At 72.2% G+C, this 16,147-nt stretch carries 12 protein-coding genes; 5 read left to right on the plus strand and 7 right to left on the minus strand.

Annotated elements, in window-relative coordinates; genetic code table 11:
* Window positions 1–138 precede the first annotated feature (138 nt).
* A complete protein-coding gene (locus tag ACTWP8_RS02290) occupies window positions 139–1,086 on the minus strand; it encodes a CDP-alcohol phosphatidyltransferase family protein (RefSeq protein ID WP_443320458.1) in 948 nt (315 codons plus the stop codon).
* Between the two features lie 256 nt (window positions 1,087–1,342).
* Here ACTWP8_RS02290 and ACTWP8_RS02295 point away from each other — a divergent pair, with 256 nt between their 5' ends.
* Complete coding sequence (locus tag ACTWP8_RS02295) at window positions 1,343–2,230, plus strand: phosphotransferase enzyme family protein (protein WP_443320459.1); 888 nt, start codon at window positions 1,343–1,345, stop codon at window positions 2,228–2,230.
* Between the two features lie 32 nt (window positions 2,231–2,262).
* Here the strand turns inward: ACTWP8_RS02295 and ACTWP8_RS02300 are convergent, their stop codons facing one another.
* The 4 genes from ACTWP8_RS02300 to ACTWP8_RS02315 form a co-directional block, all read right to left on the minus strand.
* The gene (locus tag ACTWP8_RS02300) at window positions 2,263–2,973 is read right to left on the minus strand and encodes a 3'-5' exonuclease (RefSeq protein WP_443320460.1); all 711 of its coding nucleotides are present in this window, start codon (window positions 2,971–2,973) and stop codon (window positions 2,263–2,265) included.
* 170 nt (window positions 2,974–3,143) lie between these two features.
* Window positions 3,144–4,382 (minus strand): SAV2148 family HEPN domain-containing protein, encoded by a 1,239-nt coding sequence (locus tag ACTWP8_RS02305; RefSeq protein ID WP_443314603.1) that lies wholly within the window; start codon window positions 4,380–4,382, stop codon window positions 3,144–3,146.
* A gap of 100 nt (window positions 4,383–4,482) precedes the next feature.
* Window positions 4,483–5,787 carry a copper amine oxidase gene (locus tag ACTWP8_RS02310; RefSeq protein ID WP_443320461.1) on the minus strand — a complete coding sequence of 435 codons (1,305 nt, stop codon included), beginning with the start codon at window positions 5,785–5,787 and terminating at the stop codon, window positions 4,483–4,485.
* A 121-nt stretch (window positions 5,788–5,908) separates the two neighbouring features.
* The gene (locus tag ACTWP8_RS02315) at window positions 5,909–6,730 is read right to left on the minus strand and encodes a Tat pathway signal sequence domain protein (protein WP_443320462.1); all 822 of its coding nucleotides are present in this window, start codon (window positions 6,728–6,730) and stop codon (window positions 5,909–5,911) included.
* 221 nt (window positions 6,731–6,951) lie between these two features.
* On the opposite strand from ACTWP8_RS02315, the gene glgX reads away from it, so the two are divergent.
* The 3 genes from glgX (at window position 6,952) to ACTWP8_RS02330 (ending at window position 12,420) form a co-directional block, all read left to right on the plus strand.
* Entirely contained in the window at window positions 6,952–9,066 is a 2,115-nt protein-coding gene (glgX, locus tag ACTWP8_RS02320; protein ID WP_443320463.1) for a glycogen debranching protein GlgX, read from the plus strand.
* 16 nt (window positions 9,067–9,082) lie between these two features.
* Window positions 9,083–11,566: a malto-oligosyltrehalose synthase gene (treY, locus tag ACTWP8_RS02325; RefSeq protein WP_443320464.1), complete on the plus strand. Its 2,484-nt coding sequence runs from the start codon at window positions 9,083–9,085 to the stop codon at window positions 11,564–11,566.
* Between the two features lie 158 nt (window positions 11,567–11,724).
* Window positions 11,725–12,420: a helix-turn-helix domain-containing protein gene (locus ACTWP8_RS02330; RefSeq protein WP_443320465.1), complete on the plus strand. Its 696-nt coding sequence runs from the start codon at window positions 11,725–11,727 to the stop codon at window positions 12,418–12,420.
* Window positions 12,421–12,543: 123 nt separating this feature from the next.
* Here ACTWP8_RS02330 and ACTWP8_RS02335 read toward each other — a convergent pair whose 3' ends face one another.
* Together ACTWP8_RS02335 and ACTWP8_RS02340 are read right to left on the minus strand one after the other, a co-directional pair.
* Complete coding sequence (locus ACTWP8_RS02335) at window positions 12,544–12,912, minus strand: hypothetical protein (protein WP_443320466.1); 369 nt, start codon at window positions 12,910–12,912, stop codon at window positions 12,544–12,546.
* A 155-nt stretch (window positions 12,913–13,067) separates the two neighbouring features.
* Window positions 13,068–13,649, minus strand: a complete 582-nt coding sequence (locus ACTWP8_RS02340) for an FHA domain-containing protein (RefSeq protein WP_443320702.1) — start codon at window positions 13,647–13,649, stop codon at window positions 13,068–13,070.
* Between the two features lie 243 nt (window positions 13,650–13,892).
* Between ACTWP8_RS02340 and ACTWP8_RS02345 the strand changes: the two genes are divergently transcribed.
* Window positions 13,893–16,091 carry a hypothetical protein gene (locus tag ACTWP8_RS02345; RefSeq protein WP_443320467.1) on the plus strand — a complete coding sequence of 733 codons (2,199 nt, stop codon included), beginning with the start codon at window positions 13,893–13,895 and terminating at the stop codon, window positions 16,089–16,091.
* Window positions 16,092–16,147: the final 56 nt, after the last annotated feature.

Genomic DNA, 16,147 nt, shown 5'->3' on the forward strand with positions numbered 1-16,147 from the left:
ATGTCCTTGGGGCGCACTCCCTGGGCCCGTACGCCTGCCGCTCGCCGCAGGGGCCCGGCGCTCCGCGCCCGCGGGCGCGGCAGGGGCCGGGGCGCTGGGCCGGACCGGAGCGGGGCCGGACCGGAGCGTGGCCGGACCTCAGGCCGTCTTCTGGAAGGCCTCGATCGTGCGGGTGAAGTCGCGGGTGGACAGCAGCAGTTTGTAGATGATGGCCAGTTCGAAGACGAGCAGCAGCGCGCCCGCCCCGACGGTCACCGGTGCCACCGCGTCGACCGCGGGTCCGATGATGAACACGGCCATCTGGAACTCGATGCCGCTGACGAGGTGCGTACGGATACGGTGGCGGAGCAGCAGCGTCCGGAAGCGCGCGTACCAGGGGAAGCGGTGCCGGAACTCCTGGTGCAGATCGACGACTTGGAGCCGCGGCCGGTCCTGGTCCTCCGTGGCCTGAACGGGCGGGTCGTCATCGGCCAGCGTCCTGTCCTGCTCGAGGTCGGCGGTCGGATTGTTCTCCAGCAGGTCCTCCATGAAGGCGAGTTCCCGCTCGTTCTCGGCCCGGCGGGCCTCCCGTACCCGGGCCTTGATCTGCTTGCGCATCCCGTGCCGGATCTTGAAGATCTGCAGCGCGTCGACATAGCGCAGCATGTCGAGGAAGACCACCGCGAGGGCGAGCCACAGGTAGATGACCTCGCCGCTACGGGCGAACTGCCCGCCCATCAGCGCCACCGCACAGGCCAGCACCCGGACCCGGTCGAAGACGTAGTCGAGCCAGGCGCCGAAGACCGAGCCGGTGCCGGTGAGCCGGGCGAGTTTGCCGTCCATGCAGTCGAGTACGAAGCTCAGGTGGTACAGCCCGGCACCGGCCAGCAGCCAGCCCCAGCTGCCGGCCGCGAAGCAGGCGGCGGCGCCGAGACCCAGGAACAGCGCGAGCCAGGTGATCTGGTTCGGGCTGATCCGGGTCCACATGGCTGTCCAGCGGACGAGCGGGGTGGCGACCGGGTCCACGAGCAGCACGGTCCACCAGGCGTCGCGCTTCTTCTCGGTGGTGCGGCGCACCTCGTCGAGGGTCGGTATGTCTCGGGGCATGGCCAACTTCCGTGGGCGGCGGCAGTGATTCGTTCTCTTGACGTGAGGAACCAGAGATTGGGTTCACCTGACGTTAGGAATGCCGTCATCCGAGAGACAAGATCCGCCCGTTACAACCTTTTGCCCGGGGTAACCGTCTCAGTGGTTGCCCGAGTCGATGGCAATGTCAGGCTCGGAGCCCCCGGCCCGAACGGAACCGGCCACAGGTTCATGGGCAGACTGGTGTGGTCGGATCAGCGGGAGGCGGAGGGTGAGGATGGCGCTCGGGGCAGGGTTCACCGAGGGGCGGGCACGGGAGGTGCTCGCCGCCGCCGGGTACGCGTCGGGCGAAGCCCGGCTCCTCGCCCTCGGCGAGAACGCGGTGTTCGCCCTCGCCCAGGGTGCCCACGAGGCCCCCGTCGTCCGCATCGGCCGCAGCGCCGAACTGCTCGACCGGATGCGGCGTGAGCTGCGCACCGCGGCCTGGCTCGGCGAGCAGGGCGTCCCCGCCGTACGCCCCGCCGAGCCCGAGGCCCGGCTGGTCGAAGGCCACCCCGTATCGGTGTGGCACCGCCTCCCCGACCGCGTACGCCCGGCCGGCGCGGCCGACCTGGCCGCCCTGCTCCGGCTCGTGCACCGGCTGCCCGCCCCGCCGTTTCCCCTTCCGCGGCGCGAACTGCTCGGCGGCGTCGAGCGGTGGCTGCGGCTTGCCGGGCGGGCGATCGACCCGGCAGACGCCGCCTTCCTGCGGGAGCGCCGCGACCGTTTCACCGCCGCCGCGGCGGACCTCGTACCGCGACTGACGCCCGGTCCCATCCACGGCGACGCGCTGCCGCGCAATGTGCACGTCGGCCCGGAAGGCCCGGTCCTCGTGGACCTGGAGACCTTCTCCGGCGATCTGCGCGAGCACGACCTGGTGGTCATGGCGCTGAGCCTGGACCGCTACGGGCTCGACCCGGCCGAGTACGCCGCCTTCACCACCGCGTACGGCTGGGACGTGCGGGAGTGGGAGGGCTGTGCCGTGCTGCGCGGCGCCCGCGAGACCGCGAGCTGCGCGTGGGTGGCCCAGCACGCCCCGGGGAATCCGGCGGCTCTCGCCGAGTTCCGCCGCCGGGTCGCGTCGCTGCGCGAAGGCGATCAAGCGGTCCGCTGGCACACGTTCTAGTCACGACCCGAGCCACGGCCCGCACCCACCCCTCAGGACGGCAGTGCCCGCAGCGGCCAGCTGCCGTCCACGACGGCCTCCGGGTCCCGCTGTCGCAGCCACTTCTGATACCCGGCGGCCCAGCGCGCGTACCAGCTCACCTGGCTGCGGTGCAGCGCCCACGGCTCCAGCTCCGCCACCCGCGCGTGCCGCTCGGCCAGCGCGCAGGCCACCCGCACCGCCGCGACCGCGTCCGCGCTCGCCTGATGCGCCGCCGACAGCACCACGCCGTACTCCCCGCAGGTCGCCACCAGCGTGCGCTTGCCCTTGCGGTAGCGGTCCACGGCACGGTCGATGGTGTACGGGTCGACGATCGGGCCGACCTCTCCCCCGCCCAGCCGCTGGGGCAGCGACGACAGCCCGTGCCGCCGCAGCTCCGCGGCGAGCATCGTCAGGTCGAAGGCCGCGTTGTACGCGACGACCGGCACCCCGGCCTTCCAGTAGCCGACCAGCGCGCCCGCTATCTCCTCCACCACCTCGCGCGCCGGGCGCCCCTCGGCAGCGGCCCGCTCGGTCGTCACGCCGTGGATCGCCGCCGCCTCCTCCGGGATGTCGACGCCCGGGTCGGCCAGCCACTCGCGGTGGCGTATCGGCTCCCCGCCCTCGACCTCCACGACCGCGGCCGTGACGATCCGCGCCTCGCGCGGGTCGGTCCCCGTCGTCTCCAGGTCGAAGCCGATCAGCAGCTCCCGGTGCCAGCCCATGCCCGCGGCCCCCCTCTGTTGTCCTGCTCCCCCAGTTGGTTTCACCCTCCCACGCACCACTGACAGTCCGGCCGACCGGACCTGGCGGCCCCTCAGGACATCCTCAGAACGCCTCGGGACGCCTCGGGACGCCTCGGGACGCCCGGGACAGCGTCAGGGCAAGAAGACATTCAGGACACCGGGCGCGAGTCCGTCCAGACGCTCTCGAACTCCTCGCGGTAGGTCTGGAAGAGCCCGGTCTCCTCGTTCGTGCCGCTCTCCTGCACGAGATTGCGCCCGCCGCCGCGCAGCACCAGCACCGGCGCCTCCATCCCTCGCGCCTTCCGCAGATACGACTGGACGACCGCCAGCCCGTCGGAACCATCGCCGTTGACCACGTACGCGGTGAAGCGGGGCGTCTCGTCGAAGACGCGGATCTCGAAGCCGCCGGTGTCCCGCAGCCGGGCCCGCACCCGCCGCATGTGCATGATGTTCATCTCGACAGAACGGCTCAACTCGCCTTTCTTGAGCCCAAGTTCACGCTCCCTGCGCCGCACCGCGCTGCTCGCCGGGTTGAGAAACAGCAGCCGCGTACGGCACCCCGCCTCGGCCAGCCGCACCAGCCGCCGGCCCGAGTAGTTCTGCACCAGCAGATTCAGGCCTATGCCGATGGCGTCGAGCCGCCGCGCGCCCCCGAAGAGGTCCTCGGCGGGCAGCTGCCGCTGCAGCCGCACCCGGTCCGTGTGCACCCCCACCACGTCCGCGTACCGCTCGCCGACCAGGTCTTCCACGGCGTCGACCGGCAGCCGGTCCGCCGAGGGGGCGCCCGCCCCGCTGCCCAGGATGTCCAGCAGCCGCGCGGAGGCCCGTTCGGCCTGGGCGAGGACCGTCGCGGACAGGGCACGGTTGCGGGAGACGACGTTGCGCGCGACCTCCAGCTCGTCGAGGGCGAGCTCGAGGTCGCGCCGGTCGTCGAGGTACGGCTCGAAGCACGGCCAGTGCTGCACCATCAGCTCGCGCAGCTGGGGCAGCGTGAGGAAGCTGAGGACGTTGTCGTCGGCGGGGTCGAGCAGATAGCCCTTGCGCCGGCTCACTTCGCGTACGGCGACGGCCCGCTGCACCCACTCGTGCCCGGCGGGCCCGGCCGCCGCGACCACCCACTCCTCGCCGTGCACCGGTTCGTAGATGGGGCGCAGCACCGCGGCGACGACCGCCCGCAGGCGCTGTTCGACGAGATTCAGCCAGATGTAGGCCCGGCCCGCCCGCCGGGCGCGTACGCGTACTTCGGTCCAGGCGTCGGCGCCCCAGTCCAGTTCTGCTCCGATCTCCATCGGGTGCGCCACGGACACCGCGCCCGGGGTGACGCAGCCCGGACCGCCCTGCTGGCCTCCATCGCCAGGGGGCAGTTCCAGCCCGCCGCCCGAGCTCACCAGTGCACCGCCTTCCGCCCCCCCGATCCACGATCAAGGAAGGGTACTGCGTGGGCGGAGGGCGGTGCACCTCGTCAGTTCACACGTCCACCAACTCTCCTCAGGGCTCGGACGGTTGGCCGTTCTGGTCGGCGAGACCGGCCGGTGTGAGCGGACTCATCGCTGTCACGTCACGCGGTGCGAGCTGGAAACCCTGCCAGTGGACGGGCATCGGGGTCTGGTCCTCGTCGCGCGCCACGTGGTGGAAACCGACGTTCACCCAAACGACGGGGTGCTTGAGGGGCTGTCCGTTGACCCAGGTGTCCACGCTGGTGCCGGGACACCTGCGATTGTGGCTGGCGAACTGCTGACACTTGTCGTACTCGGTGAAGTAGACGTCGTTCCTCGTGTACGGGCGGCCGGGGTACTTGTTGTTGTGCCCGAGCACGATCTCGTACGACCGCGGGTGGTTGTCCTTGTTCTTCCCCGCCGTGCTGACGACGCGCCACCAGCGCTGCTCGCCGCTCTTGCCCGCCAGCTCCTTGGTGATGTCGGTGCGCTTGGTCTTGGTCGTCGGGGTCCGCCCGGCGTGCGGCGTGGTCGTGGCGTCGAACTGCTGGACCTTGGCGTTGGGCGAGCCGTCGAGGCCGAAGTTGAGCCGCCAGAAGATGTTGTGGCTGTGGCTGGTGGCGTAGTCCTTCGCGCCCTTGCCGATGGGCCAGCCGCGGCCGTCGGAGGCGTCGTAGTCCATCGGGGAGAGGTTGCCGGTCGCGCCGACCTGGGTGGAGATGGTGCCGTCGTCGGAGAACCGCCACTCGGTGATGTACTCGTACCAGCCGACCTTGTTGACGGTGTAGACGAGCAGGTCCTTGCCCTGTGCGGACCAGACCTTGTTGCTGGTGTCCGAGGCCGCGCGGTACGCGTGCCCGCGGGCGCGCGTGGTGGTGCACAGGCCGTTGACCGCGTCCGCGTGCGGCAGCTTGACCTTCTTCAGGGTGCCGCCCGGGCACTCCTGGGCTCCGAGGTTCTGCACGCCCTCGCCGAAGCCGTAGCCGGTGAGGTCGTCGAACTCGTTCGAGCCGTTGTCGTACGGCACATGGATCTGGCCGAGCTTGGCGGTGGTGAGGACGGGTATCGGGCGGGCCTCGCCCTTGGGCTGGTAGGTCACCTTGTCCAGCACCAGCCCGGCCTTGGACTCGTAGTGCCAGCACATTCGCCAGGTCGTGCCGGCCGCGAGCTTCTGCTCGATCCGGGAGGCGGCGCCGCAGCCGGGCGCGGCGGCCGGTGCCTCGGGTGCCTGAGGTGCCTGGGGCGTCCTCGGTGCGGCCTGGGCGGGGACGGCCGCGAGGGCCGCGCCGCCGATCAGGGCCGCCGCGGCGACTGCCGACACCCGCGCGCGGGCACGGTCGATTCTTCTGTCATGCATGAATGGGTGACTCCGCTTTGCTCGTGATCAACGAATTGCGGTCAGGTAAATGCAGTCGAGGAACTGCGGTCGAGGCGTTGCGGCCGGTGGTCCTCCGGCCGGGCCTCGGGACGTCATTCGGTCAGCCGACGCGGCCGACGCGGCGCTCGCTGAGGTCGATGACGAGGTTCCGGGTGTCGATCCAGGGCCCGTTCCTGGCCTTGGTGAACAGCCGTACGCAGCGGTGGCTGCCGCATTCGCGCAGCCCCGCCGGCCCGTCGTTCTCCTCGTCCACGCGGTAGACCATGCCGGTCGTCTCCAGCTGGTCCGGCGCCGTGAGCTCGTTGCCCGTGGCGTCCTTGTAGTCCTTCTTCAACTCCGCGCCCAGCGGGTCGGACAGCAGCACCTTCACGGCCTCCGCCGCCTCGGCCCGGGTCGGCGGCGGCTGCTCGCCCCGCCGCGTGTCCGTGTCCTCGACCTTGCCCGTCGTCAGGTTGACGGTCCTGAGGACGAGCGTGTCGTCCTCGTAGTCGTAGTACGAGATCTCGGCGCGGCGCGGCGGCGCGGCGGCGCCGACCTCCGCGGGCTTCAGCTCGGCGAGATCCGTGCTGAGCCACTGCGGGCCCGCGGCCCCTTTCACGTCCTCGCTCGTCGAGCGCAGCCCCTGGGGCCCCTGTCCCAGCGCGAGCCGCTCGGCCAGCTTCAGCTCGCCGTCGGTGAGCGCGTCCCGCCCGGTGCCCTTCTCGCCGGTGGCCGGCTGCTCCTCGACCACGCCCGGCTGCTGTCCCCCGCCCTGGTCCTGGGCCTGGTCCTGGGTGGCGGCCGAGCCGCGCGCGTCCCCCGGCCCGTCCTCCGCGCCCGCGCTCCCCGGCAGCGTCACCCCGACCATCACCGCGGTGCCGGTCACCGCGATGGCCGCACCCGCCACCAGCTTTGCCAGGTGGCGGTGCATCAACCTGTGCACACGTTCCCCCTCTTCTCCAGCCCCCTGCTGAGTCCCGCATACGAATGCAGCGGTCACCCGGTAGGACGAGCCGTTGTCGTAGGAGGTTGCCCTCCTTTCGAGGAAGATCTGACGAAAGTGCCCCACAAGTCCGTTGATTGGGCAAGGATTTCTGTTCGGCTGTCCGGACAGGGGGTTCGCCGTCTCGCGGAGCCCGGAGCAGAAGTGGAAGAGTCGACATCATGCAGGTCTGGCCGGGACAGGCGTACCCCCTCGGCGCGACGTACGACGGCGCCGGAACCAATTTCGCGGTGTTCTCCGAGGCCGCCCACAGAATCGAGCTCTGCCTGCTGCACGACGACGGTTCCGAGACCGCGGTGGAGCTCCGCGAGTCCGACGCCTTCGTGCGCCATGCCTATCTGCCGGGCATCATGCCGGGCCAGCGGTACGGCTTCCGCGTCCACGGCCCGTACGAGCCCTCCCGCGGCCACCGCTGCAACTCGGCGAAGCTGCTGCTCGACCCGTACGCCCGGGCGATAAGCGGCGAGATCGACTGGGACGAGGCCGTCTACGGCTACCACTTCGGCAGGCCGGCCGACCGCAACGACCTCGACTCGGCGCCGCACACGATGGCCTCCGTCGTGGTCAACCCCTACTTCGACTGGGGCGACGACCGGCCGCCGCGGACCGACTACCACCGCACGGTGCTGTACGAGGCCCATGTGAAGGGCCTGACGATGCGCCACCCGGCTCTGCCCGAGGAGCTGCGGGGCACGTACGCGGCGCTCGCCCACCCCGCCGTCATCGAGCACCTCACCGAGCTCGGCGTGACGGCGCTCGAGCTGATGCCCGTACACCAGTTCGTCCACGACAACCGGCTGGTGGACGCGGGCCTGGCGAACTACTGGGGCTACAACACCATCGGCTTCTTCGCGCCGCACAACGCCTACGCCTCCTGGGGCGACCGCGGCCAGCAGGTGCTGGAGTTCAAGTCCGCGGTGCGAGCGCTGCACCAGGCGGGCATCGAGGTCATCCTCGACGTGGTCTACAACCACACGGCCGAGGGGAACCACCTCGGTCCGACGCTGTCCTTCCGCGGCCTGGACAACGCCTCGTACTACCGGCTGGCCGAGGACCAGCGCTACTACATGGACACCACGGGGACCGGGAACTCCCTCCTCATGCGCAGCCCGCACGTGCTGCAGCTGATCATGGACTCGCTGCGCTACTGGGTGACCGAGATGCATGTGGACGGCTTCCGCTTCGACCTGGCGGCGACCCTGGCCCGGCAGTTCCATGAGGTGGACCGCCTCTCCTCCTTCTTCGACCTGGTGCAGCAGGACCCGGTGGTCAGCCAGGTGAAGCTGATCGCCGAGCCCTGGGACGTCGGCGAGGGCGGCTACCAGGTGGGCAATTTCCCGCCCCTGTGGTCGGAGTGGAACGGCATGTACCGGGACACGGTCCGCGACCTGTGGCGGGGCGAGCCGCGCACCCTGGCCGAGTTCGCCTCCCGGCTCACCGGCTCCTCGGACCTCTACCAGAGCGACGGGCGGCGGCCGATCGCCTCCGTCAACTTCGTGACCTGCCACGACGGCTTCACCCTGCGCGACCTGGTGTCGTACGACCAGAAGCACAACGAGGCCAACGGGGAGAACAACCGGGACGGCGAGAGCCACAACCGGTCGTGGAACTGCGGGGCGGAGGGGGAGACGGGCGACCCGGGCGTGCTCTCGCTGCGCGCCCGGCAGCAGCGGAACTTCATCGCGACGCTGATGCTGTCCCAGGGCGTGCCGATGCTCAGCCACGGCGACGAGTTCGGGCGCACGCAGGGCGGCAACAACAACGCGTACTGCCAGGACAACGAGCTGTCGTGGGTGCGCTGGCCGGGACCCGGCGACGACCGGGGGCTGCTGGAGTTCACCCGTTCGATGGTGTGGCTGCGCCGCGACCACCCGGTCTTCCGGCGCCGCCGCTTCTTCCACGGCAGGCCGGTGGAGGGCACGCACGACGAGCTGTCGGACATCGCGTGGTTCACGCCGGAGGGCGAGGAGATGCGGCAGCGCGACTGGCAGGCGGCGTCCGCGCGGTCGCTCAGCGTATTCCTCAACGGCCACGCGATCTCCGAGCCGGGCCCGCGCGGGGAGCGGATCAGGGACGACTCCTTCCTGCTGATGTTCAACGCGAGCTCCGAGCCGCTGGACTTCGTGGTGCCGGTCAACCACGGGAAGCAGTGGCAGGTCGTGGTCGACACCGCCCGTGCGGAGGGCGTGGAGCCGGGCAGCGGCCCCAAGGTGAAGGCAGGTGACCGGATCACGCTGCTGGACCGGAGCCTGACGGTGCTGCAGCGCCCGGCATAGCGGGTACGGGTCTGCCATGACGCCTGAGCCTGATGCGGCGGTTCCCGGTCCGCCGCCACCTCCCACCGCCACCTACCGGCTCCAGCTCCAGCCGGACTTCCCGTTCTCCGCCGCCGCCGGGGCCGTGCCCTACCTCGCCTCGCTCGGCATCTCGCATCTGCACCTCTCGCCGGTGCTCGAGGCGGTGCCGGGCTCGACGCACGGCTACGACGTGGTGGACCACACGGCCGTACGGGCCGAGCTGGGCGGCGAGGAGGGCCTGCGGGCGCTGTCCCGCACAGCGCACGAGCACGGGCTCGGCCTGGTGCTCGACATCGTGCCGAACCATATGGCGGTTCCCGTGCCGGAGCGGCTGAACCGGCCGCTGTGGGAGGTGCTGCGGGACGGTCCCGACTCGTCGTACGCGCGCTGGTTCGACATCGACTGGGACGCGCACGGGGGACCGCACGGCGGCCGCGTCCTGATGCCCGTGCTGGGGCGGCGGCTCGGCGACGAGCTGGAGCACATCCGGCTCGACGGGGACGTGATCCGCTACTACGACCATGAGTTCCCGGTGCGGCCCGGCACCGCGCACCTGCCGCTGCCGGAGCTGCTGGACGCCCAGTGGTACCGGCTCGGCTGGTGGCGGCTGGCCCGCACCGAGCTGAACTACCGGCGGTTCTTCACGATCTCCTCGCTGATCGGCGTGCGGGTGCAGGACCCGGAGGTGTTTCAGGCCACGCACGGCAAGGTGCTGCAGCTGCTGCGCGAGGGCGTGGTCGACGGGCTGCGCATCGACCATCCCGACGGGCTCGCGGACCCCGGGGCGTATCTGCGGCGGCTCGATACGGCGACCGGCGGCCGCTGGACCGTCGTCGAGAAGATCCTCACGGGCGAGGAGCGGCTGCCCGCGGACTGGCCGGTCGCGGGCACCACCGGCTACGACGCGCTGCACCGCGTCGACGGGCTCTTCGTCGACGCGGCGGGAGCCACCGAACTCACCGGCGTCTACCGCGGCTTCACGGCCCAGTCCGAGGACCGGGGCGGCGAGTGGGCCGCCACCGTGCGCCGCGCCGGGTACCAGGTGGTCACCCACGAGCTGGCCGCCGAGGTCTCCTGTCTGGCCGGGCTCGCGGCCCGGATCTGCGAGGCGAGCCCAAAGCTGCGCGACCACGCGCCCTGGGCGCTGCGCACCGCGATCCGGGAACTGCTGGTCCGGGTGCCGGTGTACCGGCCGTACGCGGTCGCGGGCGAGCGGGTGCCGGAGGGCGACGCGGAGATGATCCGGGCCGCGGCCGAGGGAGCGCGCGCCGCGTTCACCGTGCCCGAGGAGGCGGACACGGTGGATCTCGTACGGGATCTGGCGCTCGGGCTGCTCGGCGCGACGCCGGACCACGCCGCCTTCTGCGCGCGCTTCGCCCAGGCCTCGTCAGCGCTGCGTGCCAAGTCCGTGGAGGACAAGGCGTTCTACCGCTATGCGCCGTTGCTGTCGGCCGCGGAGGTCGGCGGCGACCCGGGCAGCCCGGCCGTGTCACCCGAGGCCTTCCACGCGTTCTGCGCCCGGCTGCAGCGCGACTGGCCGCTGAGTGCGACAGTGCTGTCCACGCACGACACCAAGCGAAGCGCAGACGTGCGCGCCTGGATCGCGCTGCTGACGCAGGTCCCGGGCGAGTGGGCGGAGCTGCTGGAACGCCTGACGAAGGAGACGGCGCGGGCGGGCGGCGCCCGCGCCCCCGACCGGCACGTCGCCTGGACGGCCTGGCAGATCGCCTTCGGACTCGGCTTCCCGCGCTGTGACCGAGCACAACCGGACCGGCTGGCTCCGGCGGTGCTGAAGTCGGTGCGCGAGGCAGGGCTGCGGACGTCCTGGACGGAGGCCGATCCGGTGTACGAGGCGGCGGTGGAGGCTTTCACGGAGGCGGGGCCGTGCGGTCCGCCGCGGCAATCGACGGCCCTCTTCCGCCGCTCGCTCGACGAGTCCGCCCGCGCGAACATCCTCGGCGCGGCCCTGCTGCACCTGACGATGCCGGGGGTGCCCGACGTCTACCAGGGCACGGAGCTGGAGTACGCCGCGCTCGTCGACCCGGACAACCGGCACCCGCCCCACTTCCGGCCACAGCTGCTGTCCGCCCTGGACGAGGGCCGCGAGCCCCACGACCTCTCGGAGGAGAAACTCCGCCTCACCGCCACCGCCCTGCGGCTGCGCCGCGAACACCCGCACTGGTTCGGCGAGTCGGGCTCATACGAGCCCCTGACCGCCCACGGCCCGGCGGCCCGCCACTGCGTGGCCTTCGTGCGCGGCGGCGCGTCGATCACGGCGATCACCCGCCTCTCCCGCCGCCTGACGGACACGGGCGGCTGGCGCAACACGGAGCTGCCCCTCCCCGAGGGCGCCTGGACGGACCTGCTGTCGGGAGCTGGGGTACGGGGAGGCCGGGTCCCTTTGACGGACCTCTTCGCTGCGTGGCCGGTGGCCCTGCTGGTGCGAAACGAGCACGCGAAGGGAGGGCGGGGGCGATAGCCGCCCGATCAAGGGCGAATCTCAGGGCGAACCCTCTGCTGTGAAGAACGAAGGACGCGAACCGCTGGACACGATCCCGGGGTGTCCCTACGTTGTGGTCTCCCGCGACATGGTCTGACCAAGTCCGAAGGATGCAGCGACACGACGGAGGGGGACACATGCATCCGTACAGGGCCACTGACCCGGCAAGGCCCAGGTTCAACCCCGACGCGGCGCGCCGGGCCCGCCAGGCCATCGGGCTGGGGCCCGAAGAGGTCTCCCGCGCCATGCGGGCGGCCTACGGTGTGGCCGTCGCACCGATCACGGTCCTGAGCTGGGAGTCGGGCGACGAGACGCCGACCGAGGCCGAACTGAGGGCCCTGGCCAGTGCACTGTGGTGCTCGATCGGCGATCTGCTGGGCACCCCGACCACGGTGCACCAGCACCGGCTCGCCCGCCGGGTTTCCGCATGGGACGTGGCGGTACGCCTCGGCATGGCACCCGAGACGTACGAGACCATGGAGCGGACCGGACGGTGGATGCTGACCGAACGTCAGACAGGGCTGCTGGCCGAGATGCTGGAGCTGCCGATGTCCGCGTACCTCGAAGTGTGTGGACAGACAGCCGCACTCGACGACTTGCTGCGCAAGGCCGTGACCACCCGCTGGCAGGCGTACATCCAGCCGGTCTGCAGGCTGCTGCCGCTGCCGCGCGCCCGGGTGGAGGGTGTCCTGCACTACCTGCACGCCGAGTACCAGTCGGTCGTCGGCACCCTCGACTGGGGCGGGGGGACGATATCCCGGGAGCCCAATGGCGAGGGCCAGGCCTTCCTGGGGCGCATCGTGGAGCTGTTCTGCGAACGCCTGGATCTGTGACCCGCGCCCGCCCGGGCGCGGATCGGAGGCGAGGCCGCGCGGGCGCGCTGGGCGCGGTCGGCTACGAGCCGGACACGGACGGTCACAACCGTCCGTCCCCGGGCGATTCGCCCCGGGCGGCGCTCAGACCTCGTCGATGACCAGCCAGCTCCCGTCGGCCGCCTGCCAGTGGGAGAGCCGGGACATGTCGTCGGTCCACGGGGTCCGCCCGCGCCACTCCAGGCCCGGTGACCCCTCGCCCGCCGAGCGACCCCCGCCGGGGTCGACGACCAGCTGGACCTCGGAGATCCGCTGTGCGCGGGCCCTGCCGGGGGAGAGTTCCTCCGCCGGCCGTACATACACCCTGCCGTCGGGTGCCACCCAGAATTCGCCGTAGCTCCCCTGGAACAGCTCGGGCGCCTCGACCGGCACCTCGCCCCGCTCCAGGGCCTCCCGGACGGCCGCCAGCGCGGCCCGCCGGGCCTTGCTACCGACGGAACCTTTCCTCGCCATACGTCCATGGTCCCTCCGCGCCGCGCCGTACGCACCCGTCTGCTTCGCCCGGTCCGGCCGCCCCTGTGAAGGACCGGGGGGAGAGCGCTACGGCCGCCCGCACCGGCCGCACCGCCGGCCGCGCGTCAGCGGGCCGCGCGTCAGCGGGCCGCGCGTCAGCGGGCCGCGAGGTGAAAAGAGATGCGGCCGAAGGTCACCTGGTCGCCCGGCTGGACCGGCGCCCGGCCGGTCACGCGGCGGCCGTTGACCCACGTGCCGTTTGTGGAGCCGAGGTCGCGGAGCACCCAGATGCCGCCCTCGCGGGACAGCTCGGCGTGGACGCGGGAGACGGTGTCGTCGTTCAGCCGCAGCCCGTTCGCCGGGTCGCGGCCGATCCGCAGCGGATACGGCCCGGGCTCGGGGAACATCAACTTGGGCAGCCGCTCGACGCGCCACGCCCGGCGCAACCGGATCGAGAACGACGAGACCTTGGCGACCGTCCCGAAGACGAACCTGGACAGCCGCCCCTCCTGGGGCAGATCCGCGGTCAGCGCGTTCAGCTCGGCGTGGCCGCGGGCCGCGAAGGCCAGCTCCATCCGGCTCAGGAAGGTGTCCTGGGACAGCCGCCCCTGGGCGGCGCCCTCGCGGAGGACGGCGATGACGCGGTCCCGGTCGGCGTCCGACAGCCGGGCCGGCAGCGGCAGCGCGGGAGGCCGAGGCGTCGGCGTCGGGATGTCGTGGAACGTCACGGCCGTGATTGTCCGGCGCGGGTGCGTGAAGTGTCCAGTACAAGTCGCTCCCGTCCCGTACGCGCAGAAGTTCATGCGCGCGTCCGCGAAGCGTCGCCCGAGCCCCGGCCAACCCCAGCCCCCTCCCAAAGGGGGTGGGCGACTGGGGTCAACTTCCGTGTCTCCTCCGTCACTTCGTGACACCATGCTGAACCGCGATCACGCGCCATCCGTGTCAGCACGGCGCCTCGCGTGCCGGAACAGGGGGGATCCATGCCGCAGGCTGCACAGGCGCCGCACGTGCCGCCCGCCGGGCTGGCCGAGGTGGACAGGCTGGTGCACGAGTGCTGGCTGCGGCCCCAGGCCGGGCACACCGCGCACTCCACGTACTCCGGGCACACCGGAGATCCCGCGCACACCCTGCACACCACGCGCACAGGCCCGGACCGCCCGCTCCCCGTGATCGTGCTGCTCGGCCGCCCCGGCAGCGGCAAGACGTACGCGCTCGACCACTTCGAGGCCGTCACCGAGGGCGCCCCGGTCGCCCGTATCGACTTCGCCGCGGTCGCCGACCAGCGCCCGCACGAGGTGGCGTTGCACCTCGCCTTCCTCCTGGCGCGCAAGCACCGCGGCAGCAAGCCCCTGCGCTTCCCGCGGCTGCTGCTCGGCCTGCTCGCCGTGCAGCCGCAGCTGTCGCTGACCGACCGCGCCCAGGCCACCCGCGAGCTGCGCCGCGCGCTGCGCCGGGCGCGCAACCGCGGTGCCGCGGCGGACGCGGGCGAGGGCATCGCCGGGCTCGTCGAGACGCTGGGTCTGTCCCCCGTGCCCGGCATCGACCTGATCCTGGGCGTGCTGCTGCGCAGCTTCGAGTACATGCCGGCGGGCACGTTCCTCAACAGGGCCCTCGCCTCGTACGGTTCCTCGGGCCCGGCCAGCGCGCTGGAGGAGCTGGTCGAGCTCAACCGGCGCAACCGCACCGGCATCCCCGCCGACGCGGACTTCGTGGACCGCCGGCTGTGCCTGGCGTTCCTCGACGACCTCACCGCCGCGTACGCCCGCGGCCGCCGCGCCCACAACTGCCTCGCCCTGCTGGACGACATCGACCACAACACCGGTGGCACCCGCTTCCTCGACGTGCTGCTGCGGCTGCGCACCGAGCGGGCCAGAGCCGAGGTGTACGACCCGCTGCTCACCGTCGCGAGCAGCGCCACCACGCAGGCCGTGCCCGGCCCCTGCGAAGGCGGCCCCGACGATCCGCACACCGCCCACCCCGCCGATGCCTCGTACGCCGCCTGGCGGGCCGGGGCCGGGACGCCGCTGTACGACTGGTGGTACCCGGTGCGGCTGCGCGACCTCGACGAGGTCGAAGTGGCGCTGGAGGCCTCCCGGTTCGAGGCGGAGTCCGCCCGCGGCAACGGCAGGCCGGAGTCCGGGCTGCTGCCCCGCGCCACTCCCCTGGTGCACCGGCTCACCTACGGGCACCCGTGGAGCGTTGCGCAGCTCCACGCCGCCATCGACCGGCTGCTCGAACACACCCCGGAGGATCTGCGCGGCCTGCTGGACACGCCCGTCCAAGGGCAGGAAGGAGCCGCCCCGCGCGGACCTCAGCTCGCCGCCGCCGTGCGCGACCATCTGCTGGCCGGGCTCACCGAGGGCCAGCGGGCGGCCGCGACAAGGATCGCCGCCGCCCGCACCCCCAAGGCGGCCGTCAACTCGGGCCTGCTGAACGGCCAGCCCGAGCACGCCAGGGACACGGTGATGCGCGAGCTGCGCACCCGGCTGTGGCTGTCCCGGCCGGTGCCGGAGGACGCCAACACTCGGGGCGGCAGGGGCCCTTCGGGCTACCTGCGGAACCTGGCGGCGCTGCCCCCGGCCGGGCTTCCGGGCGTGCTGCCCGGCAGCGGCGGCGACGTGCCCGACACCACGTACGACGGCCGCCCGGTCCTGCACCCGTGGCTGCGGCTGCTGCTGCTCGACGAGCTGTCAGGCCCGCCGACCGGCACGGAGGAGGAATGGCGGAAGATCCACGGCACGCTCGCCGACTGGCACCACCGGCACGGCCAGCCGCTGGACTCGCTCTACCACCGGCTGGCACTGAACGGCTTGGAGGAAGTGGTCCGTTACTTCATCACCGGGCTCAGGGCGAACGACCTGCGGCCCTGGCTGCGGGAGCTGTACCACGTCACCGCTGCCCCCGTGTACCGGGCGCAGTTGTCGGACGCACCCCCGCCCCGCCGCGCGGGCGAACTGGCCCGCGAACACGCCCCCGAGGCGTACGAGGACCGGGCCCTGGGCCGGCCGCTCGCCGAGCTGTGCGCCGCCCTGTGGCTCGCCGGGGACCCGCGCAACCGGCTGCCGCCCGGCAATCCCGAGCTCAACTACAAGATCGGCGCGATGTTCCGGCAGCTGGCGATGGCGGCGGACGCGGACGCGGACACGCTGCTGGACGAGGCCGCCCGGTACGCCGACTGACGCCAGGCGCCTGGCCGCTGGGCAATCCTGACGCCCGCACGGACCCACCCCCCGCA

This window comes from Streptomyces sp. 7N604 (genome assembly GCF_052245475.1).
Taxonomy (GTDB): Bacteria; Actinomycetota; Actinomycetes; order Streptomycetales; family Streptomycetaceae; genus Streptomyces.